The organism is Parageobacillus thermoglucosidasius, from assembly GCF_001295365.1.
Lineage (GTDB): Bacteria > Bacillota > Bacilli > Bacillales > Anoxybacillaceae > Parageobacillus > Parageobacillus thermoglucosidasius.
In genome coordinates this window covers 492874-517500 of record NZ_CP012712.1, presented here as the reverse complement: position 1 = coordinate 517500, position 24627 = coordinate 492874, and the positions used below count along the sequence as shown (strand labels likewise).

24 protein-coding genes, 2 rRNA genes and 2 other annotated features (1 of these 28 only partly in view) are annotated in these 24627 nt (G+C 44.8%); all 26 genes read left to right on the top strand.

Features of this window, described 5'->3' with window-relative positions:
• Positions 1 to 967 (top strand): 23S ribosomal RNA (locus tag AOT13_RS02580) (it extends 1963 nt beyond the left edge of the window).
• A 136-nt stretch (positions 968 to 1103) separates the two neighbouring features.
• Positions 1104 to 1220 (top strand): 5S ribosomal RNA (gene rrf / locus AOT13_RS02575).
• 203 nt (positions 1221 to 1423) lie between these two features.
• Positions 1424 to 1885 (top strand): CtsR family transcriptional regulator, encoded by a 462-nt coding sequence (locus AOT13_RS02570; protein WP_003247497.1) that lies wholly within the window; start codon positions 1424 to 1426, stop codon positions 1883 to 1885.
• A gap of 14 nt (positions 1886 to 1899) precedes the next feature.
• Positions 1900 to 2448: a protein-arginine kinase activator protein McsA gene (mcsA, locus tag AOT13_RS02565; RefSeq protein ID WP_003247500.1), complete on the top strand. Its 549-nt coding sequence runs from the start codon at positions 1900 to 1902 to the stop codon at positions 2446 to 2448.
• A 4-nt stretch (positions 2449 to 2452) separates the two neighbouring features.
• Positions 2453 to 3535, top strand: a complete 1083-nt coding sequence (gene mcsB / locus AOT13_RS02560) for a protein-arginine kinase McsB (protein ID WP_003247502.1) — start codon at positions 2453 to 2455, stop codon at positions 3533 to 3535.
• Positions 3536 to 3541: 6 nt separating this feature from the next.
• Positions 3542 to 5977, top strand: coding sequence for an ATP-dependent protease ATP-binding subunit ClpC (clpC, locus tag AOT13_RS02555; protein ID WP_035502596.1), 2436 nt, complete (start codon positions 3542 to 3544; stop codon positions 5975 to 5977).
• A gap of 88 nt (positions 5978 to 6065) precedes the next feature.
• Complete coding sequence (radA, locus tag AOT13_RS02550; RefSeq protein WP_042385663.1) at positions 6066 to 7439, top strand: DNA repair protein RadA; 1374 nt, start codon at positions 6066 to 6068, stop codon at positions 7437 to 7439.
• A 111-nt stretch (positions 7440 to 7550) separates the two neighbouring features.
• The gene (locus AOT13_RS02545) at positions 7551 to 8645 is read left to right on the top strand and encodes a PIN/TRAM domain-containing protein (protein ID WP_042385665.1); all 1095 of its coding nucleotides are present in this window, start codon (positions 7551 to 7553) and stop codon (positions 8643 to 8645) included.
• A 23-nt stretch (positions 8646 to 8668) separates the two neighbouring features.
• Positions 8669 to 9355 carry a 2-C-methyl-D-erythritol 4-phosphate cytidylyltransferase gene (gene ispD / locus AOT13_RS02540; RefSeq protein WP_003247510.1) on the top strand — a complete coding sequence of 229 codons (687 nt, stop codon included), beginning with the start codon at positions 8669 to 8671 and terminating at the stop codon, positions 9353 to 9355.
• 17 nt (positions 9356 to 9372) lie between these two features.
• A complete protein-coding gene (gene ispF, locus AOT13_RS02535) occupies positions 9373 to 9849 on the top strand; it encodes a 2-C-methyl-D-erythritol 2,4-cyclodiphosphate synthase (RefSeq protein WP_003247512.1) in 477 nt (158 codons plus the stop codon).
• 107 nt (positions 9850 to 9956) lie between these two features.
• On the top strand, positions 9957 to 11417 hold the full coding sequence (gene gltX, locus AOT13_RS02530; protein WP_003247514.1) for a glutamate--tRNA ligase: 1461 nt from the start codon (positions 9957 to 9959) through the stop codon (positions 11415 to 11417).
• Between the two features lie 47 nt (positions 11418 to 11464).
• Positions 11465 to 11698 (top strand) — a binding site (T-box leader).
• Between the two features lie 70 nt (positions 11699 to 11768).
• Positions 11769 to 12437, top strand: coding sequence for a serine O-acetyltransferase (gene cysE, locus AOT13_RS02525; protein ID WP_003247516.1), 669 nt, complete (start codon positions 11769 to 11771; stop codon positions 12435 to 12437).
• Positions 12415 to 13815, top strand: a complete 1401-nt coding sequence (cysS, locus tag AOT13_RS02520) for a cysteine--tRNA ligase (RefSeq protein ID WP_013399825.1) — start codon at positions 12415 to 12417, stop codon at positions 13813 to 13815. Before cysE ends, cysS begins: the two co-directional genes overlap by 23 nt.
• A gap of 5 nt (positions 13816 to 13820) precedes the next feature.
• Entirely contained in the window at positions 13821 to 14240 is a 420-nt protein-coding gene (locus tag AOT13_RS02515) for a Mini-ribonuclease 3 (RefSeq protein WP_003247521.1), read from the top strand.
• Positions 14241 to 14242: 2 nt separating this feature from the next.
• Positions 14243 to 14980 carry a 23S rRNA (guanosine(2251)-2'-O)-methyltransferase RlmB gene (gene rlmB, locus AOT13_RS02510; protein WP_013876105.1) on the top strand — a complete coding sequence of 246 codons (738 nt, stop codon included), beginning with the start codon at positions 14243 to 14245 and terminating at the stop codon, positions 14978 to 14980.
• A gap of 4 nt (positions 14981 to 14984) precedes the next feature.
• Positions 14985 to 15497, top strand: a complete 513-nt coding sequence (locus AOT13_RS02505; protein ID WP_003247524.1) for an NYN domain-containing protein — start codon at positions 14985 to 14987, stop codon at positions 15495 to 15497.
• Positions 15498 to 15566: 69 nt separating this feature from the next.
• Entirely contained in the window at positions 15567 to 16217 is a 651-nt protein-coding gene (gene sigH, locus AOT13_RS02500; RefSeq protein WP_003247526.1) for an RNA polymerase sporulation sigma factor SigH, read from the top strand.
• Positions 16218 to 16308: 91 nt separating this feature from the next.
• The gene (gene rpmG / locus AOT13_RS02495) at positions 16309 to 16458 is read left to right on the top strand and encodes a 50S ribosomal protein L33 (protein ID WP_003247528.1); all 150 of its coding nucleotides are present in this window, start codon (positions 16309 to 16311) and stop codon (positions 16456 to 16458) included.
• Positions 16459 to 16500: 42 nt separating this feature from the next.
• Positions 16501 to 16683: a preprotein translocase subunit SecE gene (gene secE / locus AOT13_RS02490; protein ID WP_003247531.1), complete on the top strand. Its 183-nt coding sequence runs from the start codon at positions 16501 to 16503 to the stop codon at positions 16681 to 16683.
• A gap of 129 nt (positions 16684 to 16812) precedes the next feature.
• Positions 16813 to 17346 (top strand): transcription termination/antitermination protein NusG, encoded by a 534-nt coding sequence (nusG, locus tag AOT13_RS02485; RefSeq protein WP_003247534.1) that lies wholly within the window; start codon positions 16813 to 16815, stop codon positions 17344 to 17346.
• A gap of 245 nt (positions 17347 to 17591) precedes the next feature.
• Positions 17592 to 18017 (top strand): 50S ribosomal protein L11, encoded by a 426-nt coding sequence (rplK, locus tag AOT13_RS02480; protein ID WP_003247535.1) that lies wholly within the window; start codon positions 17592 to 17594, stop codon positions 18015 to 18017.
• A 107-nt stretch (positions 18018 to 18124) separates the two neighbouring features.
• Positions 18125 to 18826 carry a 50S ribosomal protein L1 gene (rplA, locus tag AOT13_RS02475; RefSeq protein ID WP_003247537.1) on the top strand — a complete coding sequence of 234 codons (702 nt, stop codon included), beginning with the start codon at positions 18125 to 18127 and terminating at the stop codon, positions 18824 to 18826.
• Positions 18827 to 18874: 48 nt separating this feature from the next.
• Positions 18875 to 19031, top strand: a sequence feature (ribosomal protein L10 leader region).
• Positions 19032 to 19075: 44 nt separating this feature from the next.
• Positions 19076 to 19576, top strand: a complete 501-nt coding sequence (rplJ, locus tag AOT13_RS02470) for a 50S ribosomal protein L10 (RefSeq protein WP_003247539.1) — start codon at positions 19076 to 19078, stop codon at positions 19574 to 19576.
• A gap of 53 nt (positions 19577 to 19629) precedes the next feature.
• The gene (rplL, locus tag AOT13_RS02465) at positions 19630 to 19998 is read left to right on the top strand and encodes a 50S ribosomal protein L7/L12 (RefSeq protein WP_003247541.1); all 369 of its coding nucleotides are present in this window, start codon (positions 19630 to 19632) and stop codon (positions 19996 to 19998) included.
• Between the two features lie 102 nt (positions 19999 to 20100).
• Positions 20101 to 20703: a class I SAM-dependent methyltransferase gene (locus tag AOT13_RS02460; RefSeq protein WP_013399826.1), complete on the top strand. Its 603-nt coding sequence runs from the start codon at positions 20101 to 20103 to the stop codon at positions 20701 to 20703.
• 221 nt (positions 20704 to 20924) lie between these two features.
• The gene (gene rpoB, locus AOT13_RS02455; protein WP_042385669.1) at positions 20925 to 24497 is read left to right on the top strand and encodes a DNA-directed RNA polymerase subunit beta; all 3573 of its coding nucleotides are present in this window, start codon (positions 20925 to 20927) and stop codon (positions 24495 to 24497) included.
• Positions 24498 to 24627 lie beyond the last annotated feature (130 nt).

Below are 24627 nucleotides of genomic sequence, written 5' to 3'. Positions count from 1 at the left end.
CGAAATTCCTTGTCGGGTAAGTTCCGACCCGCACGAAAGGTGTAACGACTTGGGCACTGTCTCAACGAGAGACCCGGTGAAATCATACTACCTGTGAAGATGCAGGTTACCCGCGACAGGACGGAAAGACCCCGTGGAGCTTTACTGCAGCCTGATATGGAATTTTGGTATCGCTTGTACAGGATAGGTGGGAGCCTGGGAAGCCGGAGCGCCAGCTTCGGTGGAGGCGGCGGTGGGATACCACCCTGGCGGTATTGAAATTCTAACCCGCACCCCTTAGCGGGGTGGGAGACAGTGTCAGGTGGGCAGTTTGACTGGGGCGGTCGCCTCCCAAAAGGTAACGGAGGCGCCCAAAGGTTCCCTCAGAATGGTTGGAAATCATTCGGAGAGTGCAAAGGCAGAAGGGAGCTTGACTGCGAGACAGACAGGTCGAGCAGGGACGAAAGTCGGGCTTAGTGATCCGGTGGTTCCGCATGGAAGGGCCATCGCTCAACGGATAAAAGCTACCCCGGGGATAACAGGCTGATCTCCCCCAAGAGTCCACATCGACGGGGAGGTTTGGCACCTCGATGTCGGCTCATCGCATCCTGGGGCTGTAGTCGGTCCCAAGGGTTGGGCTGTTCGCCCATTAAAGCGGTACGCGAGCTGGGTTCAGAACGTCGTGAGACAGTTCGGTCCCTATCCGTCGCGGGCGCAGGAAATTTGAGAGGAGCTGTCCTTAGTACGAGAGGACCGGGATGGACGCACCGCTGGTGTACCAGTTGTCCCGCCAGGGGCACCGCTGGGTAGCTATGTGCGGAAGGGATAAGCGCTGAAAGCATCTAAGCGTGAAGCCCCCCTCAAGATGAGATTTCCCATCGCGTCAAGCGAGTAAGATCCCTCGAAGATGACGAGGTCGATAGGTCCGAGGTGGAAGCGTGGCGACACGTGGAGCTGACGGATACTAATCGATCGAGGGCTTAACCACGAACAACGGAGAATGCCGCCTGGCCAAACGGTTTCTTCCAGACGGACGGTTATCTAGTTTTGAGGGAATGAAAAATTCCTCTTGACAAAAGATATGATTGAAATATAATAATATCTGTCTGTGGTAGAAATACTTGCCTAGTGACAATAGCGGAGAGGAAACACCCGTTCCCATTCCGAACACGGAAGTTAAGCTCTCCAGCGCCGATGGTAGTTGGGGCCAGCGCCCCTGCGAGAGTAGGTCGTTGCTAGGCAGGGTGAAAAGAAGCATGCCTTTGATCAGGCATGCTTCTTTTTTTATCCTGAAAAAGGAAAGTACGTTTGATTTTCGGAAAAACGGGAAATGATATGATTGATTATTTTGCAGGTGACTCTTGCATTTTTTTGTAATACACTATATAGTAGAAGTAAGGTCAAATATAGTCAAAGTCAACGTCGTGTACAAGGAGGAGGTAGAGTGCCAAACATTTCCGATATCATTGAGCAATATTTAAAACAAGTGTTAAACATGAGCGATAAAGATATTGTGGAAATTAAACGAAGTGAAATTGCAGATAAATTTCAGTGTGTCCCGTCGCAAATCAATTATGTCATTAATACAAGATTTACGCTGGAAAGAGGATATGTTGTTGAGAGTAAGCGCGGTGGCGGCGGCTATATCCGCATTATGAAAGTCAAGACAAAAAGCGAAGCACAGCTGATTGATCAATTGCTGGAATTAGTCGGACATCACGTCAGCCAATCCAATGCGGAAGATATTATTCACCGTCTTGTTGAAGAAAAGGTAATTTCAGAACGGGAAGCAAAAATTATGCTAAGCGTAATGGATCGTTCCGTATTATGCATCGATTTGCCACAACGCGACGAATTGAGAGCGCGCATGCTAAGGGCGATGTTGACATCGCTAAAATATAAGTAGGGGAGGGGATAAAGTTGATATGTCAAGAATGCAAACAGAGACCGGCAACGATGCATTTTACGAAAATTATCAACGGTGAAAAAACGGAATTTCATCTTTGCGAACAATGCGCGCATGAGCATAGCGATATGTTTACGTTTTACGGGAATGACGACTTTTCCTTTAATAATTTGTTATCTGCTCTGCTTAACTTTCCGTCTTCCATGAAAGAACTGACGACAAGTTCTTTCCATAATCCAGATATTTTGCAATGCGAAAAATGTAACATGACTTATCAACAGTTTACAAAAATAGGCCATTTCGGTTGTTCACACTGTTACCGCACGTTTTCTAGATATTTACCGCCAATATTGAAAAGGCTCCACAGCGGAAATACAGCTCATGCCGGAAAAATACCAAAACGAAAAGGCGGAACGCTCCATCTGCGCAAACAAATTGCTATGTTAAAACAAAAATTGCAAGAATTTGTGGCAAGAGAAGAATTTGAAAAGGCGGCAGAAGTCCGCGATCAAATTCGTTCCCTTGAATATCAGCTGCATCAACGTGGCGAGGGGGAGATGTAGTTATATGTCGTTTGAGAAATTTTTTAATACGGCAGTCAGCTCTTGGATGAGCCAAGAGGGTCCTGATTCAGACATTGTGTTAAGCAGCCGTATCCGTTTGGCTAGAAACATTGTCGATTTTCGGTTTCCAACGTTATTTAGCAATGAGGAAGCGCAGCAAATTGTTTCATTGTTTGAACAAACATTTGCCCACCGTTTTTATCGTTCTGTCGGCCGATTTGAATTGTTAAAAATGTCAGAGCTTCAGCCGATTGAAAAAAGGGTATTGGTAGAAAAACATTTAATTAGCCCGCATTTGGCAGAAGATTCTCCCTTTGGGGCATGCCTGCTTTCAGAAAATGAAGAAATAAGCATTATGATTAATGAAGAGGATCACATTCGCATTCAATGCTTATTTCCTGGTTTCCAATTAACAGAAGCGTTAAAAGCGGCTAATGAACTTGATGATTGGATTGAGGAACATGTCATTTATGCATTTGATGAAAAACTCGGATATTTGACAAGCTGTCCGACAAATGTTGGAACAGGGATGCGCGCTTCTGTAATGATGCATCTTCCGGCTCTCGTTTTAACACAGCAGATGAACCGCATTATTCCGGCAGTTAACCAACTGGGGCTAGTCGTGCGCGGAACATATGGAGAAGGCAGCGAAGCATTGGGGAATATTTTTCAAATTTCGAACCAAATGACATTAGGAAAGTCAGAAGAGGATATTGTCGAAGATTTGAAAAGTGTCGTTCAGCAGTTGATTACCCAAGAAAGAATGGCAAGGGAGACATTAGTTAAAACTTTAAACATACAATTAGAAGACAGAGTTTTCCGTTCCTATGGGATATTGGCCAATAGCCGTGTTATTGATTCGAAAGAAGCGGCCCAATGCTTGTCAGATGTACGTTTAGGGATTGATTTAGGATATATTAAAAATATTTCGCGCAATATTTTAAATGAACTCATGATTTTAACTCAACCTGGCTTTTTACAACAATATGCGGGCGGCGTGTTAAGACCGGAAGAACGGGATGTTCGACGGGCTGCACTAATACGGGAACGTTTAAAAATGGAAGAGCGAAAAATGAATGGAGGGTGATGAATGATGATGTTTGGAAGATTTACGGAACGGGCGCAAAAAGTGTTGGCGCTGGCTCAAGAAGAGGCAATACGCCTTGGCCATAATAACATTGGCACAGAACACATTTTATTAGGTCTTATTCGTGAAGGGGAAGGAATTGCGGCGAAAGCATTAATGGCATTGGGGCTTGGGCCAGAAAAAATTCAAAAAGAGGTAGAATCGTTAATCGGCCGCGGCCATGAAGTTTCCCATACGATCCATTATACGCCGCGGGCGAAAAAAGTGCTTGAATTGTCAATGGATGAGGCGAGAAAGCTTGGCCATTCCTATGTAGGCACGGAACATATTTTGCTTGGCCTCATTCGTGAAGGCGAAGGAGTTGCGGCCCGCGTACTGAACAATTTAGGAGTGAGCCTGAATAAAGCGCGCCAACAAGTGCTGCAATTGCTTGGAAGCAATGAATCCGTTTCCGGTCATTCCGGAGGAGGTGCTTCGCACGTAAGCACACCAACATTAGACAGCTTGGCCCGTGATTTAACGGCAATTGCCCGTGAAGGTAGATTGGACCCGGTTGTTGGTAGAAGCAAAGAAATTCAGCGTGTCATCGAAGTATTAAGCCGCCGTACAAAAAATAACCCGGTGCTAATCGGAGAGCCTGGAGTTGGGAAAACGGCGATTGCTGAAGGGCTTGCGCAGCAAATCATCAATAACGAAGTGCCGGAAACGCTCCGCGATAAGCGGGTCATGACGCTGGACATGGGAACGGTTGTAGCCGGTACGAAATACCGCGGGGAATTTGAAGATCGTTTGAAAAAAGTGATGGATGAAATTCGCCAGGCAGGAAACATCATTCTCTTCATTGATGAGCTCCATACGCTTATTGGCGCAGGTGGAGCGGAAGGTGCGATTGATGCATCGAACATCTTGAAGCCAGCGCTTGCGCGTGGGGAACTGCAATGCATCGGTGCGACTACATTGGACGAATATCGGAAATATATTGAAAAAGATGCGGCGCTTGAACGCCGTTTCCAACCGATTTATGTCGATGAGCCGACAGTAGAAGAATCGATTCAAATTTTGAAAGGATTGCGTGATCGCTATGAAGCCCATCATCGCGTATCTATTTCCGATGATGCGATCGTTCAGGCGGTAAAATTATCTGACCGTTATATTACCGACCGTTTTCTTCCAGATAAAGCGATCGATTTAATCGATGAAGCATGCTCGAAAGTTCGCCTGCGTTCGTTTACGGCGCCGCCAAAATTAAAAGAGCTCGAACAAAAACTGGAAGAAGTGCGTAAGGAAAAAGACGCCGCTGTACAAAGCCAAGAATTTGAAAAAGCTGCTTCGCTGCGCGACATGGAGCAACGCTTACGCGAAGAACTCGAAGAAACGAAACGCGCGTGGAAAGAAAAACAAGGCCAAGAAAACTCAGAGGTAACGGTTGAGGACATCGCGATGGTCGTTTCAAGCTGGACTGGAATTCCAGTAGCGAAATTAGCGCAGACGGAAACAGAACGATTATTGAAACTAGAAGAAATTTTACATTCCCGCGTCGTTGGTCAAGACGAAGCAGTAAAAGCAGTTGCCAAAGCGGTCCGTCGCGCGCGCGCTGGATTAAAAGACCCGAAACGTCCTATTGGATCGTTCATTTTCCTTGGTCCAACTGGTGTCGGCAAAACCGAATTGGCAAGAGCGCTTGCCGAAGCGATGTTCGGCGATGAAGACGCACTTATTCGCATCGATATGTCTGAATATATGGAGAAGCACTCGACATCTCGTTTGATTGGTTCGCCTCCTGGATATGTTGGGTACGAGGAAGGCGGCCAGCTAACAGAAAAAGTGCGCCGCAAGCCGTATTCGGTTGTGTTGTTAGATGAGATGGAAAAAGCCCATCCAGACGTATTTAACATTTTGTTGCAAGTGTTGGAAGACGGTCGTTTGACTGACTCGAAAGGAAGAACGGTTGACTTCCGCAATACGATTATCATTATGACGTCCAACGTTGGCGCAGATGCGTTAAAGCGGAACAAATACGTCGGTTTTAACGTCCAAGATGAAGATCAAAAGTACAAAGATATGAAAGGAAAGGTCATGGACGAGTTAAAGAGAGCATTCCGCCCAGAGTTTTTAAACCGCATTGATGAAATTATCGTCTTCCATTCGCTTGAAAAACAACATTTAAAACAAATTGTCAAATTGATGGCAGACACGTTGATCAAACGTTTAAAAGAACAAGATATCGATTTAGAACTGACGGATGCGGCGATTGAAAAAATTGTCTCGGAAGGATATGATCCGGAATATGGTGCTCGCCCATTGCGCCGCGCGTTGCAAAAACAGGTGGAAGATCGTTTGTCGGAAGAGCTGTTGAAAGGAACGATTGCCAAAGGGCAAAAAGTGATCGTAGACGTAAAAGACGGGGAATTCGTCGTTTTAGCGAAACAAGCTGTGATGTAATGGATATGTTCGCGACGGAAGGTATGTGGCAGCTCGTTTGCCCATACCTTCTTGTTTCAATAAATGAAGGAGAAAGGATTTTTCGGCGATGGGAAAAAAGAAAACAAAGTTTGTTTGTCAAGAATGCGGTTACGAGTCAGCGAAGTGGCTTGGAAGATGTCCGGGATGCAATACATGGAATTCGATGGTTGAGGAAATTGAGCGGACAAAGCCGGCAACAAAAGGAGTGTTTGTCCACTCTGCTTCCGATATCATCTCGAAACCAGTGCCGATTACTACAGTGACAGCAACGCAAGAGCCGCGCATACAAACGGGTATTTCCGAGTTTAACCGCGTATTAGGCGGAGGGATTGTGAAAGGTTCGCTCGTGTTAATCGGCGGTGATCCGGGGATTGGAAAATCGACGCTTCTATTGCAAGTTTCTGCGCAACTTGCCACTTTGCAGCATAAAGTATTATATATATCCGGCGAGGAATCGGTAAAACAAACGAAATTGCGCGCTGACCGCCTTCATGTTGCTTCTGACCAGCTGTATGTATTAGCGGAGACAGATTTGGAATATATTGTAGAAGCAATAGAAACCATTCACCCTGTTTGTGTCGTAATCGATTCGATCCAAACAATTTACCGCGCGGATATTGCCTCCGCACCCGGAAGTGTCTCGCAAGTTCGTGAATGCACAGCGGAACTGATGAAAATCGCCAAAACAAAAGGAATCGCCATTTTTATTGTCGGGCATGTAACGAAAGAAGGAGCGATTGCCGGACCAAGAATTTTAGAGCATATGGTGGATACCGTCCTTTATTTTGAAGGCGAACGACATCATACGTACCGCATTTTGCGGGCGGTGAAAAACCGTTTTGGCTCCACCAATGAAATTGGTATTTTCGAAATGAGAGAATCGGGGCTTGTTGAGGTCGAAAATCCATCAGAGGTGTTTTTAGAGGAGCGTTCCCGCGGCGCAGCAGGTTCAACTGTCGTCGCGGCAATGGAAGGGACCCGTCCTGTATTAGTTGAAATTCAAGCATTAGTCTCGCCAACGAGTTTCGGTAATCCGCGGCGGATGGCGACAGGAATCGATCATAACCGTGTTTCTTTATTGATGGCTGTATTGGAAAAAAGATCCGGTCTGCTTTTGCAAAATCAGGACGCTTATTTAAAAGTGGCAGGAGGAGTAAAGTTAGATGAACCGGCGATTGATTTGGCGATTGCCGTGAGCATTGCCTCAAGTTTTCGCGATCAGCCTACCAATCCGCATGATGTCATTATTGGCGAAGTTGGTTTGACAGGAGAAGTGCGCCGTGTTTCCCGTATTGAACAACGGGTGCAGGAAGCTGTAAAGTTAGGATTTTCCCGCATGATTATTCCTAAAAACAATTTAGCCGGATGGAACCCGCCGGAACATATCACCGTTATCGGCGTGTCCCATATCACCGAAGCGCTGGAGCATACGTTGCAGTAAAAAATTGTTACGAGTACATGTCAAATGTTTAAAAAACGTTAAAAACTGTGCTATGATTGGTTTCAAACATTGGAAACTGTTTATAATGGTAGTTAGGGAGGTGAATAAAGAATGGTAAAACGTATCGTCCAATTGTTTTTTCTTGTTGTTGGAGGAACGTTAGGTGTCGTTTTTTTACCAAATTTATTGCAGCTAATGAATATAAGCGACATTTCGTTGTTAAATAATTCATATACATTGGCGATATTAGGAGCACTTATTTTCTTTATGATGACTTTTTGGCTAGTGGACTACGTTGTCGATATGATCCGCTGGGTGGAGGAAACACTTGTCAAAGCGCCGGCTGCTGATCTTTTATTTGGTAGTTTAGGGCTTATTTTCGGCCTTATTGTCGCGTTTTTAGTTGTCATGCCGCTACAGGCGTTTCAGTTTCAAGTCGTCAATACCGTGTTGCCGATCTTTCTGACGATCTTGCTTGGTTACTTAGGATTTCAAGTAGGGTTTAAAAAACGGCATGAATTAATGAATTTATTTTCTCTTTCCAATCGAATGGCGAAGAAAAAAGGAACGGAAGGAGAGACAGATTTACCGAAAGGCGGTTCTTTAAAAATTTTAGATACAAGTGTGATTATTGATGGGCGAATTGCCGATATTTGCAAAACCGGCTTTTTAGAAGGGACGCTTGTCATTCCGCGTTTTGTCCTTGAAGAGCTGCAGCATATTGCCGACTCGTCCGATGTGTTAAAACGAAACCGCGGCCGGCGGGGGCTTGACATTTTAAACCGCATCCAAAAGGAATTGGATATCAAAGTGGAAATTTATGAAGGCGATTTTGACGATATTCAAGAGGTCGACAGCAAGTTAGTGAAGCTGGCAAAATTAACGTCAGGCGTTGTTGTCACGAACGATTTCAATTTAAATAAAGTATGTGAGCTGCAAAATGTACGTGTCCTTAATATCAATGATTTAGCCAATGCGGTCAAACCGGTTGTTCTCCCAGGAGAAGAATTAAACGTTCATGTGATCAAAGATGGCAAAGAGCATAACCAAGGTGTCGCGTATTTGGATGATGGCACGATGATTGTCGTCGAAGACGGAAAAGAGTATATTGGAAAACGGGTTGACGTATTGGTGACAAGCGTGTTACAAACATCAGCAGGGAGAATGATTTTCGCGAAGCTAAAACTATTGCAAAAAGCGTTATAAATGAACGAACAGGGGAAACAGCGATGATGTATGAGGTAGTTATTCCTGCAGCAGGGCAAGGAAAGCGAATGAAGGCGGGAATGAATAAGCAATTGATTGAGCTGCGAAATGAACCGCTGATTGTGCGCACATTAAAAGTGTTTGAAAACGATGAATGGTGCCGCGGCATTATCGTTGTTATTAATGAAGCGGAAAGAACGCAATTTGAACAACTATTTTCCCGTTTCCATATCAAAAAAATCACTGCGGTCGTAGGCGGTGGAAAAGAGCGGCAGCATAGCGTCTACAATGGATTGAGAGCGGTAAAAAATAGCGATATTGTGCTGATTCATGATGGCGCGCGCCCGTTCGTTACGATAGAGCAGATTCATGAGTTAGTCAATGAAGCGAAGGAACACGGCGCGGCCATTCCGGCTGTACGCGTTAAAGACACCGTCAAAAAAGTTTGCGACCAGTTTGTCGAGGAAACGGTGGAACGCTCTGGCTTGTGGGCTGTACAAACTCCACAAGCTTTTCATGTTTCGCTCGTATTGCGGGCTCATGAGCAAGCGCAAAAAGACGGTTATATTGGCACAGATGATGCGAGCCTAGTGGAGCGGATTGGCGGAAAAGTCAAAATTGTCGAGGGGGATTACCGCAATATTAAATTGACGACGCCGGATGATTTATTGTTTGCAGAAGTAATTTTATCCAACTGGGTCAGTTCATAAACGAGAGGGGGAACGATATGTTTCGCATTGGTCAAGGGTTTGATGTTCATCAGCTTGTTGAGGGCCGCCCCCTTATTATTGGAGGCGTCCGCATTCCATACGAAAAGGGGCTGCTTGGCCATTCTGACGCTGATGTGTTGTTGCATGCGGTCGCGGATGCCTGTTTAGGAGCAATTGGCGCGGGTGACATCGGAAAGCATTTTCCAGATACAGATGAACGCTATAAAGATGCCGACTCTGCGCTGTTATTAAAACAAGTATGGGAATTAGTCAAGCGCCAAGGGTACAAACTTGTGAATCTTGATTGCACGGTGATCGCGCAAAAGCCGAAGATGGCGCCGCATATTGAGCAAATGAAAGAAAACATTGCGAAATTGCTGGAAGGAGAATCATCGCAAGTCAATATTAAAGCGACAACGACGGAAAAGCTGGGCTTTACTGGCCGGGGAGAAGGAATCGCCGCACAAGCGGTTGTATTATTGCAAAAACAGTAAACTTTTGCGACGGACTGCATAGCGGAAACAATCCATTTTGAACTTTGTCCATATAAAATGTACAATAGTGGTACAAGCTTGATTAGATTATTGGAGGGTTATTGACGATGTCACAAGAAGTGAGAGTGCGATATGCACCGAGTCCAACAGGCCATTTACACATTGGCGGCGCAAGAACGGCGTTATTTAACTATTTGTTCGCTCGCCATCATAATGGAAAATTTATTGTGCGCATTGAAGATACGGATATTGAACGAAACGTAGAGGGCGGAGAACAATCGCAGTTAGAAAACTTAAAATGGTTAGGCATCGATTATGACGAATCGGTGGATAAAGACGGCGGATACGGTCCATATCGCCAGACGGAGCGTCTTGATATATATCGCAAATACGTCAATGAACTTTTAGAAAAAGGATATGCGTACAAATGTTTCTGCACGCCGGAAGAGCTTGAACAAGAGCGGGAAGCGCAAAGAGCGGCAGGCATCGCTGCACCGCAATATAGTGGGAAATGCCGCCATTTAACAAAAGAACAAATTGCGCAATTGGAAGCGGAAGGAAAGCCATATACGATTCGCGTAAAAGTGCCGGAAGGAAAAGTATATGAATTTGAAGATATCGTGCGCGGAAAAGTGACGTTTGAATCAAAGGATATTGGCGATTGGGTCATTATGAAAGCGAACGGCATTCCAACATACAATTTTGCTGTCGTGATTGATGACCATTTAATGAAAATCACCCATGTGTTCCGCGGCGAGGAACATTTGTCGAACACGCCGAAACAATTGATGATTTATGACTATTTCGGCTGGGAGCCGCCGCAATTTGGCCATTTAACGTTAATCGTGAATGAAAATCGCAAAAAGCTTTCGAAACGTGACGAATCGATTATTCAATTTGTTTCCCAATATAAAGAGCTTGGCTATTTGCCGGAAGCATTGTTTAACTTCTTTGCGCTGCTCGGCTGGTCGCCAGAAGGGGAAGAAGAAATCTTCTCGAAAGAGGAACTCATTCGCATTTTCGATGTTTCCCGGTTGTCGAAATCACCATCCATGTTCGATACGAAAAAGTTGACATGGATGAATAACCAATATATTAAAAAATTAGATTTGGACCGGCTTGTAGAGATTTCTTTGCCGCATTTGATCAAAGCCGGCCGGCTGCCAGAACAAATGAGCGAAGAACAACGGCAATGGGCGCGTGATTTGATTGCCTTATACCAAGAACAAATGAGCTATGGCGCCGAAATTGTACAATTATCGGAGTTGTTCTTTAAAGAGGACATTGAGTATAATGAAGAAGCAAAAGAAGTGCTATCAGGCGAACAAGTCCCTGATGTGTTAAAAGCATTTCTAGAAGAAGTGAAACAGCTCGATCCATTTACAGCGGAAAATATTAAAGCGGCAATTAAATCAGTGCAAAAATCGACAGGGCAAAAAGGAAAAAAATTGTTTATGCCAATTCGCGTCGCTGCAACAGGGCAAACACACGGTCCGGAACTGCCAGTTGCGCTTCAATTATTAGGAAAAGAAAAAGTCATCAGCCGATTAGAAAAAGTGGTTCATTAACCTTTTTGCTCCGTTTTTCATATATAGTAAACATCAAAATAAATATAGAAAAAGCGTTGATGAGGAGAAGTAGGAAACATTGGCATCCCAGAGAGAATCACCTTGGCTGGAAGTGATTCATGACCGATGTTTTCCGAAATGCCCCTCGGAGCCTCCTTTCGAACCGGAACAGAGACGTTCTGTAGTAGATAGGAGCGGAGTTTCTCCGTTATCAGGCTTGAGTGAGCTAAACGCACCGTTTAGCTAAACAGAGTGGAACCGCGCCGCTGAGCGTCTCTGTGTCATTGGCACAGAGGCGCTTTTTTCATAGACGCACTTTCAATAAATTGATGAAAATGGAGGGAGGATTATATGTTTAAAACATTAAAAGAAGACATTGAAGTGATTTTTGAGCAAGATCCGGCAGCAAGAAGCTACTTGGAAGTCATTTTAACCTATTCTGGCTTGCACGCGATTTGGGCGCACCGTATTGCTCATGCGTTATATAAGCGGAAATTTTACTTTCTCGCCCGTCTTATTTCACAAATCAGCCGCTTTTTTACAGGGATTGAAATTCATCCAGGAGCAAAAATCGGCCGCCGTTTTTTCATCGACCACGGCATGGGTGTGGTCATTGGCGAAACGTGCGAAATTGGAGATAATGTAACTGTATACCAAGGTGTGACATTGGGAGGAACGGGGAAAGAAAAAGGGAAGCGCCATCCAACGATTAAAGATAACTGCTTAATTGCGGCAGGAGCAAAAGTGCTCGGTTCCATTACGATTGGAGAAAATTCGAAAATTGGAGCGGGTTCGGTTGTGTTGAAAGACGTTCCGCCGAACTCCACGGTTGTTGGCATTCCGGGACGAGTCGTCGTCCGCGATGGCGTGAAGGTGAAAAAAGACTTAAATCATACGGACTTGCCAGATCCGGTTGCCGATCGCATTAAAGAGTTAGAAGCGGAAATTGCAAAACTGCGCAGCGAAATCGAAAGCTTAAAGGAAAGGAAGAACGAACATGAGCAGCATTCGGCTTTATAACACATTGACAAGAAAAAAGGAACCGTTTGAGCCGCTTGAACCGAATAAAGTAAAAATGTACGTATGCGGTCCGACGGTGTATAACTATATCCATATCGGCAACGCCCGCGCTGCGATCGTATTCGATACGATTCGCCGCTACCTAGAGTTTCGCGGTTATGAAGTGAAGTATGTATCCAATTTTACCGATGTCGATGATAAGCTCATAAAAGCGGCGCGCGAATTGGGGGAAGATGTGCCGACGGTCGCGGAGCGTTTTATTCAAGCATATTTTGAAGACATTACAGCGCTTGGATGCAAAAAAGCGGATGTGCATCCACGCGTCACCGAAAATATGGATACGATTATTGAATTTATTCAAGCATTGGTTGAAAAAGGTTATGCGTACGAAGTCGATGGCGATGTGTACTATCGTACAAGAAAATTTGCAGAGTACGGCAAACTTTCGCATCAGTCTATTGATGAACTGAAAGCGGGAGCGCGCATTGAAATTGGCGAAAAGAAAGAAGACCCGCTTGATTTCGCATTATGGAAAGCGGCAAAAGAGGGGGAAATTTGCTGGGATAGCCCATGGGGAAAAGGGCGCCCGGGCTGGCATATTGAATGCTCGGCAATGGCGCGCAAATATTTGGGAGATACGATTGATATCCACGCTGGCGGTCAAGATTTGACGTTCCCGCATCATGAGAATGAAATAGCCCAGTCCGAAGCGTTAACAGGCAAACCGTTTGCAAAATATTGGCTTCATAACGGCTATTTGAATATTAATAACGAAAAAATGTCGAAATCGCTCGGCAACTTCGTGCTTGTTCACGACATTATCCGGCAAATCGATCCACAAGTATTGAGGTTTTTTATGCTTTCGGTTCACTACCGTCATCCGATTAACTATAGCGAAGAATTGTTAGAAAATGCGAAAAAGGGATTGGAACGGTTAAAAACGGCTTATTTTAATTTAAAACATCGATTGCAAAGCAGCACGAACTTAACCGATGACGACGAGCAGTGGCTCGCGCGCATTCAAGAGCAGCATGAGGCGTTTATCCGGGAAATGGACGACGATTTTAATACAGCCAATGGAATCGCTGTGTTGTTTGAACTGGCGAAACAAGCGAATTTGTATTTGCATGAAAAGAATACATCGGAACGCGTTATTCATGCATTTTTGCGCGAATTGGAACAGCTGCTTGACGTGCTTGGCATTACGTTGCAAGAAGAGGAATTGCTGGACGAGGAAATCGAAGCGCTCATTCAAAAGCGGAACGAAGCGAGAAAAAACCGGAATTTTGCTTTAGCGGATCAAATTCGTGATGAATTAAGAGCGAAAAACATTATTTTGGAAGATACGCCGCAAGGAACAAGATGGAAAAGAGGATAAGACGCATGAATCTTTTGCAGCCAGTCAAAGATGTGAAACAAATGAACGGATTAACGCTTGCTTACATTGGGGATGCCGTATACGAATTGTACGTGCGGCATCACCTTCTTTCCAGCGGAAATGTAAAGCCGCATCAGCTTCATAAACGAGCGATTCAATATGTATCGGCAAAAGCACAGGCAAAAGTGCTGTTAACCTTGTTGGAAAATGGAATATTAACAGAAGAAGAGCAGTCGGTCGTTCGCCGGGGGCGAAACGCCAAATCCGGCACAATTCCCAAAAATACGGATGTGCAGACGTACCGGTATAGTACAGCATTTGAGGCACTGATTGGATACCATTTTTTAGGTAATAACGAAAAACGGGTGGAGGAGCTTATTCGCAATTCTTTTGTGATTATTGAAAGTGAGGAAAGGAAGTCGTAGCAATGGATTTTATTATTGGGAAAAATCCCGTCATCGAGGCGCTGAAATCAAAAAGACAAATTAACAAAATTTGGATAGCAGAAAGTGTGCAGCGTCACTCTGTACAACCGATTATTCAGCTCGCCAAGCAAAACGGTGTGCTTGTGCAATACGTTCCGAAAAAAAAACTCGACCAAATGGTAGAAGGGACGCACCAGGGAATTGTCGCTCAAGTTGCGGCGTACCGTTATTATGAAATCGATGATTTATTTGCACGAGCGTCCGAAAAAAACGAACCGCCGTTCTTTCTCATTCTTGATGAACTGGAAGACCCGCATAATTTAGGCTCGATTATGCGGACGGCTGATGCTGTTGGGGCGCACGGCATCATTATTCCGAAGCGGCGCTCTGTCGGCTTGACGGCAACGGTCGCGAAAGCTTCGACAGGGGCGATCGAATACATCCCTGTCGCGCGCGTGACGAATTTGGCGAGAACGATGGATGAATTAAAAGAGCGCGGCGTTTGGATTGTTGGAACAGATGCCAAAGCGAAAGAGGACTATCGCTCCCTTGACGGAACAATGCCGCTGGCTCTTGTGATTGGCAGTGAAGGAAAAGGAATCGGAAGGCTTATTTTAGAAAAATGCGATTTTCTCATTCGTTTGCCGATGCGAGGGCATGTTACGTCATTGAACGCTTCTGTCGCCGCGAGCCTTCTCATGTATGAGGTGTACCGCAAACGCTATCCATTAGGGGAATAAATCAATGAATATTCTGATTGTCGATGGCTATAACATGATCGGTGCTTGGCCGGAGCTTCGCAAGCTAAAGGAGGAGGATGACCTTGCTGCGGCAAGGGATTTGTTGATCTCGAAAATGGCCGAGTACCAAGGATTTACTGGCGACAAAGTCATTATCGTTTTCGATGCGCACCTCGTACAAGGGAATGCGAAAAAATACAAAAATCATCAAGTCGAAGTTATTTTTACAAAGGAAAATGAGACCGCGGATGAGCGGATTGAAAGATTGGCGAAAAGCTTGATTAATGTGCGAACAAAGGTGTATGTCGCTACTTCCGATTATACGGAGCAATGGACGATTTTTAGTCAAGGGGCGCTACGCAAGTCGGCACGGGAGCTTTTAATGGAGATGGAGTCGATCGAAAAAGCTATTTCAAAAAAATTGCAAAATATGAAAGAGCAAACCCCGGCATCTAGAGTTCCGTTGCCGGACGAAGTAGCTCGAATTTTCGAAAAATGGCGAAGAGGGCAAAAGTGAATGGTTGACGCTGTAAAAATTTGTACTGTATAATAAATTTTAGCGATTTATGCGGTCGGGGGGATCAGCGTGGGCGAATGCTTCAAAGAAAAAACGTACAAAAGCTATAAGCATTTGGAAGACGAGCAGTTAGTGGAGCTGGTGCATCAAGGGGATGGGGATGCGCTCGATTTTTTGATCCATAAGTATCAAAACTTCGTTCGTGCTAAAGCCCGCTCTTATTTTTTAGTCGGCGCGGATCGGGAAGACATCATTCAAGAAGGAATGATCGGCTTATATAAGGCGGTTCGCGATTTTAAAGGGGACAAGCTTTCTTCTTTTAAAGCGTTTGCGGAACTTTGCATTACGAGGCAGATGATCACTGCGATTAAAACGGCGACAAGACAAAAGCATATTCCGCTTAATTCCTACGTATCTTTAGACAAACCAATTTATGATGATGAATCGGATCGGACGTTGATGGATGTCATTTCTGGGACGAAAGCGACGGATCCTGAAGAGCTGATCGTTAACCGCGAAGAAGTCGATGATATTGAAGTGAAAATGACGGAGCTGCTCAGTGATTTGGAACGGAAAGTACTTGCTTTATATTTGGATGGCCGCTCCTATCAAGAGATTTCTGAAGAACTAAACCGCCATGTCAAATCGATCGATAATGCCCTTCAACGCGTTAAAAGGAAGCTGGAAAAATATTTGGAGTGCCGTGAAATTAGCCTTTAAGAAAGGGCTTTCTTTTTCTTGATGTCATTGACATAGGAAATGCGCGTATGGTAAATTTTTATGGACATCTTGTAAGAATGGTGGAAAATTCATGCGCAAAAAAATTATTTTAGCTTGCAGTCAATGCAATAGCCGCAATTATGTTACAATGAAAAATGTCAACCATGTTCAACAGCGTTTTGAAGCAAAAAAATTTTGCAAAACTTGCAATGTGCACACGACCCACCGTGAAACGAAGTAAAACAATGTGGGCAGCTTGTACGTTTGTTGGAGGTTACTAATCATGCAGCGAATGATTAATTTTTTTAAAGATGTAGCACGGGAAATGAAAAAGGTAAGCTGGCCAAGCCGGAAAGAACTTGTCAATTATACGGTGATTGTATTGGCCACAGTGGCGTTTTTTACAGTATTTTTTGCAGTGGTTGATCTAGGGATTTCCGAATTAATTCGTCTTGTTTTTGAATAAGTGTTTCGCCCATATGATATAATGAAAAATAAATAGATAGAAACTATAGCCCGGCAACGGGTTTTTGTTTTGTTTAAAAAAGGAAACCAAACCGGTTTAGGGAGGGAAAGGACGTTTAAGTCCCAATAGATGGAAAAAAACTGGTATGTCATTCATACGTATTCAGGCTATGAAAATAAAGTGAAAGCCAATTTGGAAAAGCGCGTTGAGTCTATGGGGATGCAAGATAAAATTTTCCGCATCGTCGTTCCTGAAGAAACGGAGACAGAAACAAAGAGCGGCAAAAAGAAAGCGGCAAAAAGAAAAGTATTCCCGGGGTACGTGCTGGTCGAGATGGTGATGACCGATGATTCGTGGTATGTAGTGCGCAATACGCCAGGGGTAACGGGATTTGTCGGCTCAAGCGGAGCTGGTTCCAAACCGACACCGCTTCTTGAAGAAGAAGTTGAAATGATTTTAAAACGGATGGGTATGCAGCTTGCTGAGCTGGATGTTGATTATGAATTAAAAGAAACGGTAAGAGTGAAAGAAGGTCCTTTTGCCAATTTTACGGGTACAATTGAAGAAATCGATGTGGATAAAAGAAAAGTAAAAGTGCTTGTCAATATGTTCGGCCGCGAAACGCCAGTGGAATTTGAGTTTTCGCAAATTGAAAAAATATGATGGAAAATAACTTGCAATCGAAATAGAAAAGTGATAATATTTTAAAGTCAGTATGTCTCGTAAATCGAGATAAAATTCACTTAGGCAATGAACTTATACAAACTGTATAAGGGAGCGTTGTTGTTTTAACACGCAGATCCTCTCAACCGAAACGAGAGTTATTGGAAAAAGGCTGTCCAAATCAGCCTTATGAGTGGGAGGGACGATCCCTAATACCACATCACGGACTTAAGGAGGTGTGTCTCGTGGCAAAAAAAGTTGTTAAAGTCGTAAAACTACAAATTCCTGCAGGCAAAGCGAATCCGGCACCGCCAGTTGGTCCAGCGTTAGGTCAAGCCGGTGTTAATATTATGGCATTTTGCAAAGAGTTCAATGCTCGCACAGCTGACCAAGCAGGTTTAATTATTCCGGTTGAAATTACGGTATATGAAGACCGTTCATTTACATTTATTACAAAAACTCCGCCAGCTGCAGTGTTATTGAAAAAAGCGGCCGGCATCGAATCTGGTTCCGGTGAACCGAACCGCAATAAAGTAGCGACAATCAAACGCGATAAAGTGCGCGAGATTGCCGAATTGAAAATGCCGGATTTAAACGCGGCGAGCATCGAAGCTGCGATGCGCATGGTTGAAGGTACGGCCCGCAGCATGGGCATCGTTATCGAAGACTAATGTGCATAAAGTTGGCTGAGAGGTTGCGACTACAAGGAGAAATCCTTTTCGCAACCTTTATTCGTGGGAGGTTATTCCGCTAAAACCACAATGAGGAGGAATTGTGTATGCCAAGAAGAGGAAAAAAATACTTAGAAGCATTAAAACTTGTGGACCGCTCAAAAGCGTATCCAGTTGCGGAAGCGATTGAGCTTGTTAAGAAAACAAACATTGCGAAATTTGACGCGACAGTGGAAGTGGCGTTCCGTTTAGGCGTTGATCCGAAAAAAGCGGACCAACAAATCCGCGGCGCGGTTGTATTGCCACATGGTACAGGGAAAGTACAACGCGTTTTAGTATTCGCGAAAGGCGAAAAAGCGAAAGAAGCGGAAGCTGCCGGCGCTGACTATGTTGGCGATACTGAATACATCAACAAAATCCAAGAAGGCTGGTTTGACTTTGATGTCGTTGTTGCCACTCCGGACATGATGGGGGAAGTAGGTAAATTAGGACGCATTTTAGGTCCGAAAGGATTAATGCCAAACCCGAAAACCGGCACGGTAACGTTTGACGTTGCGAAAGCCGTACAAGAAATTAAAGCTGGTAAAGTGGAATATCGTGTGGATAAAGCCGGCAACATCCATGTGCCGATTGGCAAAGTTTCGTTTGACAACGAAAAGCTCGTGGAAAACTTCACTACGATTTACGAAGCGATTTTAAAAGCAAAACCGGCTGCCGCTAAAGGCACTTATGTGAAAAACGTCACCGTTACTTCAACGATGGGGCCTGGCATCAAAGTAGACCCATCTACGGTTGCTGTAGCGCAATAAAAATATTGACTTCTTTCAGCCTGTTTAGTAAAATAGACTTCGTCTGAAAAATGAATATCATTTGTACCGTAGACAGTAGGTGCTCTTGTGGAGCTTAATATCCTACCGAGGTATTTCATTGATAGAAAAACGCGTTTTATCGCATAGGCGCGTTTTTATATGGTACCTCCATGTCTACGCGGCATGGAGGTTTTTTGTTGATGCGGTATAAGTGGTGTTTTCATTTTATCTTCTACAGGAGGTGTAAAAATGGGCAGTGCGATCGAACTCAAAAAGCAAATTGTAGCGGAAATTGCCGACAAATTCCGCGCAAGCAAATCGACGGTTATCGTAGACTATCGCGGCCTTAACGTAGCAGAGATCACGGAACTTCGCAAGCGGCTTCGCGAAGCGGGCGTTGAGTTCAAAGTGTATAAAAACACATTAACTCGCCGCGCTTTGGCGGAAGTCGGATTAGAAGGATTAAACGATGTATTCACTGGGCCGAACGCGATTGCGTTTAGCAACGAAGACGTTGTCGCGCCTGCGAAAATTTTAAGCGAATTTGCGAAAGAACACGAAGCGCTTGAGATCAAAGCAGGTGTGATTGAAGGCAACATTGCGACGATTGAAGAAATTAACGCGCTTGCGAAACTTCCTTCGCGCGAAGGCTTGCTTTCTATGCTGCTTAGCGTTCTTCAAGCTCCTATCCGCAACTTTGCGCTTGCTGCCAAAGCGGTTGCGGACCAAAAAGAGGAGCAAAGCGCATAATTTCCTTTTCGCTCATGCGATAAAACTATAATGATACTAAGGAGGAACTGACGATGACGAAAGAACAAATCATTGAAGCGATTAAAAATATGACAGTATTAGAATTAAACGAATTAGTAAAAGCAATTGAAGAAGAGTTCGGCGTAACTGCTGCTGCTCCTGTAGTAGTTGCTGGCGGTGCTGCTGCTGGCGGCGATGCTGCTGCTGAAAAAACAGAATTCGATGTTATCCTTGCTGACGCTGGTGCGCAAAAAATTAAAGTTATCAAAGTGGTTCGTGAAATCACTGGCCTTGGCTTGAAAGAAGCAAAAGACTTAGTTGACAACACTCCAAAACCACTTAAAGAAGGCGTTTCTAAAGAAGAAGCAGAAGAAATCAAAGCGAAACTTGAAGAAGTTGGCGCTAGCGTAGAATTAAAATAATGATAGTATGGATACAAAAAAGCTCGCTGGAAACGGCGGGCTTTTTTATTTATAAGAAAATGGATATGATGAAAATAGAAAATAAAAGAAAGGTGATGTTCATTGAGCGAACATTATTATTCTCCAACTCCGTCATCGGAAAGCAATCCGCATACGTGGACGTTTACGTTGCGGGGCCATGACCTGACATTTACGACAGACAGCGGCGTATTTTCGAAACGAGAGGTCGATTTTGGGACGCGATTGCTGATTGAAACGTTTGAAGAGCCGGACGTGGATGGCGGCTTTTTGGATGTAGGATGCGGATACGGCCCGATCGGGTTGGCCGTTGCGAAGTCTTTTCCAAACCGCCACGTAGACATGATTGATATAAACAAACGCGCGCTTGAGTTGGCGAATGAGAACAAGCGGGTGAATCATATTGCGAACGTATCCATTTATGAAAGTGATTTATTTGAACAAGTAGGAGATAAAAAATTTGCCGCGATTTTGACAAACCCGCCGATCCGTGCTGGGAAGCGTGTCGTTTATGCCATTTTTGAACAGAGCGCCGCCCACCTTTACCCTGACGGGGAATTGTGGGTTGTGATTCAGAAAAAACAAGGAGCCCCTTCCGCGCTGAAAAAATTGCAAGAAATATTCTCCTGCGTGGAAGTCGTGACAAAGAAAAAAGGATATTATATCATAAAGTCAAAAAAATGTTGACAGCGTTTTTGGATTGTGATAGCATTATAAAATGCTAAATGTGTACATTTCTTGGTCAAAAGATGGCGTATAATTTTATCTATAATGGAAAGAATGATAAAATCAATAGACAGGTAAAAATATGGTTTTCTATATAGAAACCATTTTCTTTTTTTCTCTCTATTATAGCCGAAAGTTTACCTTCCACTTTGACTAATGTTTGAATTTGAGGGGTGAATCACTTGACAGGCCGACTAGTTCAATATGGACGACACCGCCAACGAAGAAGTTACGCGCGTATCAGTGAAGTGCTGGAATTGCCAAATCTTATTGAGATTCAAACTTCCTCTTATAAATGGTTTCTTGACGAAGGATTGCGGGAAATGTTCAGAGAAATTTCCCCGATTGAGGACTTTTCCGGCAATCTTTCTCTTGAGTTTATCGATTATAGTTTAGGGGAGCCAAAATATACTGTTGAAGAGGCGAAAGAACGCGATGTTACATATGCCGCGCCGCTTCGTGTTAAAGTGCGTTTAATTAACAAAGAAACTGGCGAAGTAAAAGAACAAGATGTCTTTATGGGCGATTTCCCGTTAATGACAGAAACGGGAACGTTTATCATTAACGGGGCGGAACGTGTTATTGTTTCCCAGCTTGTCCGCTCACCAAGCGTTTATTATAGCGAAAAGGTTGATAAAAATGGAAAACGCGGTTTTTCGGCAACGGTCATTCCGAACCGCGGGGCATGGCTGGAATATGAAACAGATGCAAAAGATGTTGTGTATGTCCGTATTGACCGCACTCGTAAACTACCAGTGACGGTTCTTCTGCGCGCTCTTGGCTTTGGCTCTGACCAAGAAATTATCGATTTAATCGGTGATAACGAATATCTTCGCAACACGCTCGAAAAGGATAATACAGACAGCACGGAAAAAGCGTTAATCGAGATTTACGAGCGTTTGCGTCCAGGGGAACCGCCGACGATTGAAAATGCAAAGAATTTGTTAATCTCCCGCTTCTTTGATCCAAAGCGTTATGACTTGGCAAGCGTCGGACGTTATAAAATTAATAAAAAGCTCCATATTAAAAACCGTCTGTTTAACCAACGCCTTGCCGAAACATTGGTGGATCCTGAAACTGGCGAAGTCATTGCAGAAAAAGGAACGATTGTTGATCGGAGAACGTTAAATCGAATTTTACCATACCTTGAAAACGGTGTTGGATTGCGGGTTCACAAACCTTTCGGCGGCGTAGTGGAAGAAGAAATTGCGCTGCAGTCGATTAAAATTTATGCGCCAAACGACCCGGACGGGGAACAAGTGATTAATGTCATTAGCAACGGCTACATTGCCGAAGACGTAAAACATATTACTCCTGCGGATATTATTGCTTCGATTAGCTATTTCTTTAATTTATTGCATGGAGTCGGTGACACGGATGATATTGACCATTTAGGAAACCGTCGTCTCCGTTCTGTCGGTGAATTGTTGCAAAACCAATTCCGGATCGGTTTGTCGCGCATGGAGCGGGTTGTTCGTGAGCGCATGTCGATTCAGGACACAAACACGATCACTCCGCAACAGCTGATCAATATTCGTCCGGTCATTGCGGCGATTAAAGAATTTTTCGGAAGCTCGCAGCTTTCGCAATTTATGGATCAAACGAACCCGCTCGCTGAATTGACGCATAAACGCCGCCTGTCTGCCCTAGGTCCTGGTGGCTTGACTCGTGAACGGGCCGGTTTTGAAGTGCGTGACGTCCACTATTCACATTATGGGCGGATGTGTCCAATTGAAACGCCTGAAGGTCCGAACATCGGGTTAATTAACTCATTGTCTACGTATGCGAAAGTGAATAAATTCGGTTTTATCGAAACACCGTACCGCCGCGTCGATCCAGAGACGGGAAGAGTTACCGATCAAATTGACTATTTAACCGCTGACGAGGAAGATAACTACGTCGTGGCGCAAGCGAACGTTCCGCTCGCAGAAGATGGAACGTTCTTAGAAGAAAATGTGGTTGCCCGTTTCCGCGGCGAAAACATTGTCGTCAAACGCGACCGCGTTGACTATATGGACGTATCGCCAAAGCAAGTCGTATCGGCAGCGACGGCCTGCATTCCGTTTTTGGAAAACGATGACTCGAACCGCGCGCTGATGGGTGCGAACATGCAGCGCCAAGCCGTTCCGCTGTTAGAACCGGAAGCGCCGATTGTCGGCACGGGAATGGAATACGTGTCCGCGAGAGATTCCGGCGCCGCTGTTATCTGTAAACATCGAGGCATTGTCGAACGGGTAGAGGCGAAAGAAATTTGGGTTCGCCGTCTCATTGAAGTGGACGGAAAAGAAGTGAAAGGTGATCTTGATAAATATCGCCTGTTGAAATTCGTCCGCTCCAACCAAGGAACTTGCTACAATCAACGTCCGATTGTGAAAAAGGGCGATATCGTAGAAAAAGGCGAGATTTTGGCGGACGGACCGTCCATGGATAAAGGCGAGCTTGCCCTTGGCCGCAACGTGCTTGTCGCCTTTATGACATGGGATGGCTACAACTATGAAGACGCGATTATCATGAGCGAACGTCTCGTTAAAGAAGACGTCTATACGTCCATTCATATTGAAGAGTATGAAGCGGAATCCCGTGACACAAAACTTGGTCCGGAAGAAATTACGCGCGACATTCCGAACGTCGGCGAGGATGCGCTGAAAAACTTAGATGAGCGCGGAATCGTCCGCATTGGCGCCGAGGTAAAAGACGGTGACTTGCTTGTTGGAAAAGTAACGCCAAAAGGAATGACAGAACTGACGGCAGAAGAGCGGCTGCTGCATGCGATCTTCGGTGAGAAAGCCCGCGAAGTGCGCGATACGTCTCTTCGCGTTCCGCATGGCGGCGGCGGTATAGTCCTTGACGTGAAGGTCTTTAACCGTGAAGACGGAGATGAACTTCCGCCAGGCGTCAACCAGCTTGTCCGTGTTTATATCGTACAAAAGCGGAAAATTTCCGAAGGCGATAAAATGGCAGGACGCCATGGAAACAAAGGGGTTATTTCGCGGATTTTGCCGGAGGAAGATATGCCGTTCTTGCCAGATGGCACGCCAATTGATATTATGTTGAACCCTTTAGGCGTTCCATCGCGGATGAATATCGGGCAAGTGTTTGAGCTGCATCTCGGTATGGCGGCGAAAAAGCTCGGTCTTCATATTGCGTCCCCGGTATTCGATGGGGCTACAGAAGAAGATGTATGGAACATTTTAGAAGAAGCTGGAATGCCGCGTGACGCAAAAACGGTGTTATATGATGGCAGAACGGGAGAACCGTTTGATAACCGTGTATCTGTCGGTATTATGTACATGATTAAGCTTGCGCACATGGTCGACGATAAGCTGCACGCCCGCTCAACAGGACCGTACTCGCTCGTTACGCAACAGCCGCTCGGCGGTAAAGCGCAATTTGGCGGACAGCGCTTTGGCGAAATGGAAGTGTGGGCGCTTGAAGCTTATGGTGCTGCGTATACATTGCAAGAAATACTTACAGTCAAGTCGGACGATGTCGTCGGCCGTGTCAAAACGTACGAAGCGATCGTAAAAGGGGAAAACATTCCAGAACCAGGTGTGCCGGAATCGTTTAAAGTGCTGATAAAAGAGCTGCAAAGCTTAGGTATGGATGTCACCATTTTGACTAGCGATGAGAAAGAAATTAATATGGAAAACTTTGATGAAGAGGATGACGTTCATTCTGCGGATTCGATCGTCCCGGAAGTAAAGTCGGCAGAAGATGAAAAAGCCGGGAAAAAAGGTGTTGCGACAAAAGAATAAGCCTGCTTGTAGTGATGGGGGATAGTTGGTCCTCCATCACTTTCAAGCTGCTTTACCGATGATAACGGACGGCTATGTTGCTGCAAAAGCAATCGAGGCAAAACCGAGTGATAAAGAGGGAGGTATACCC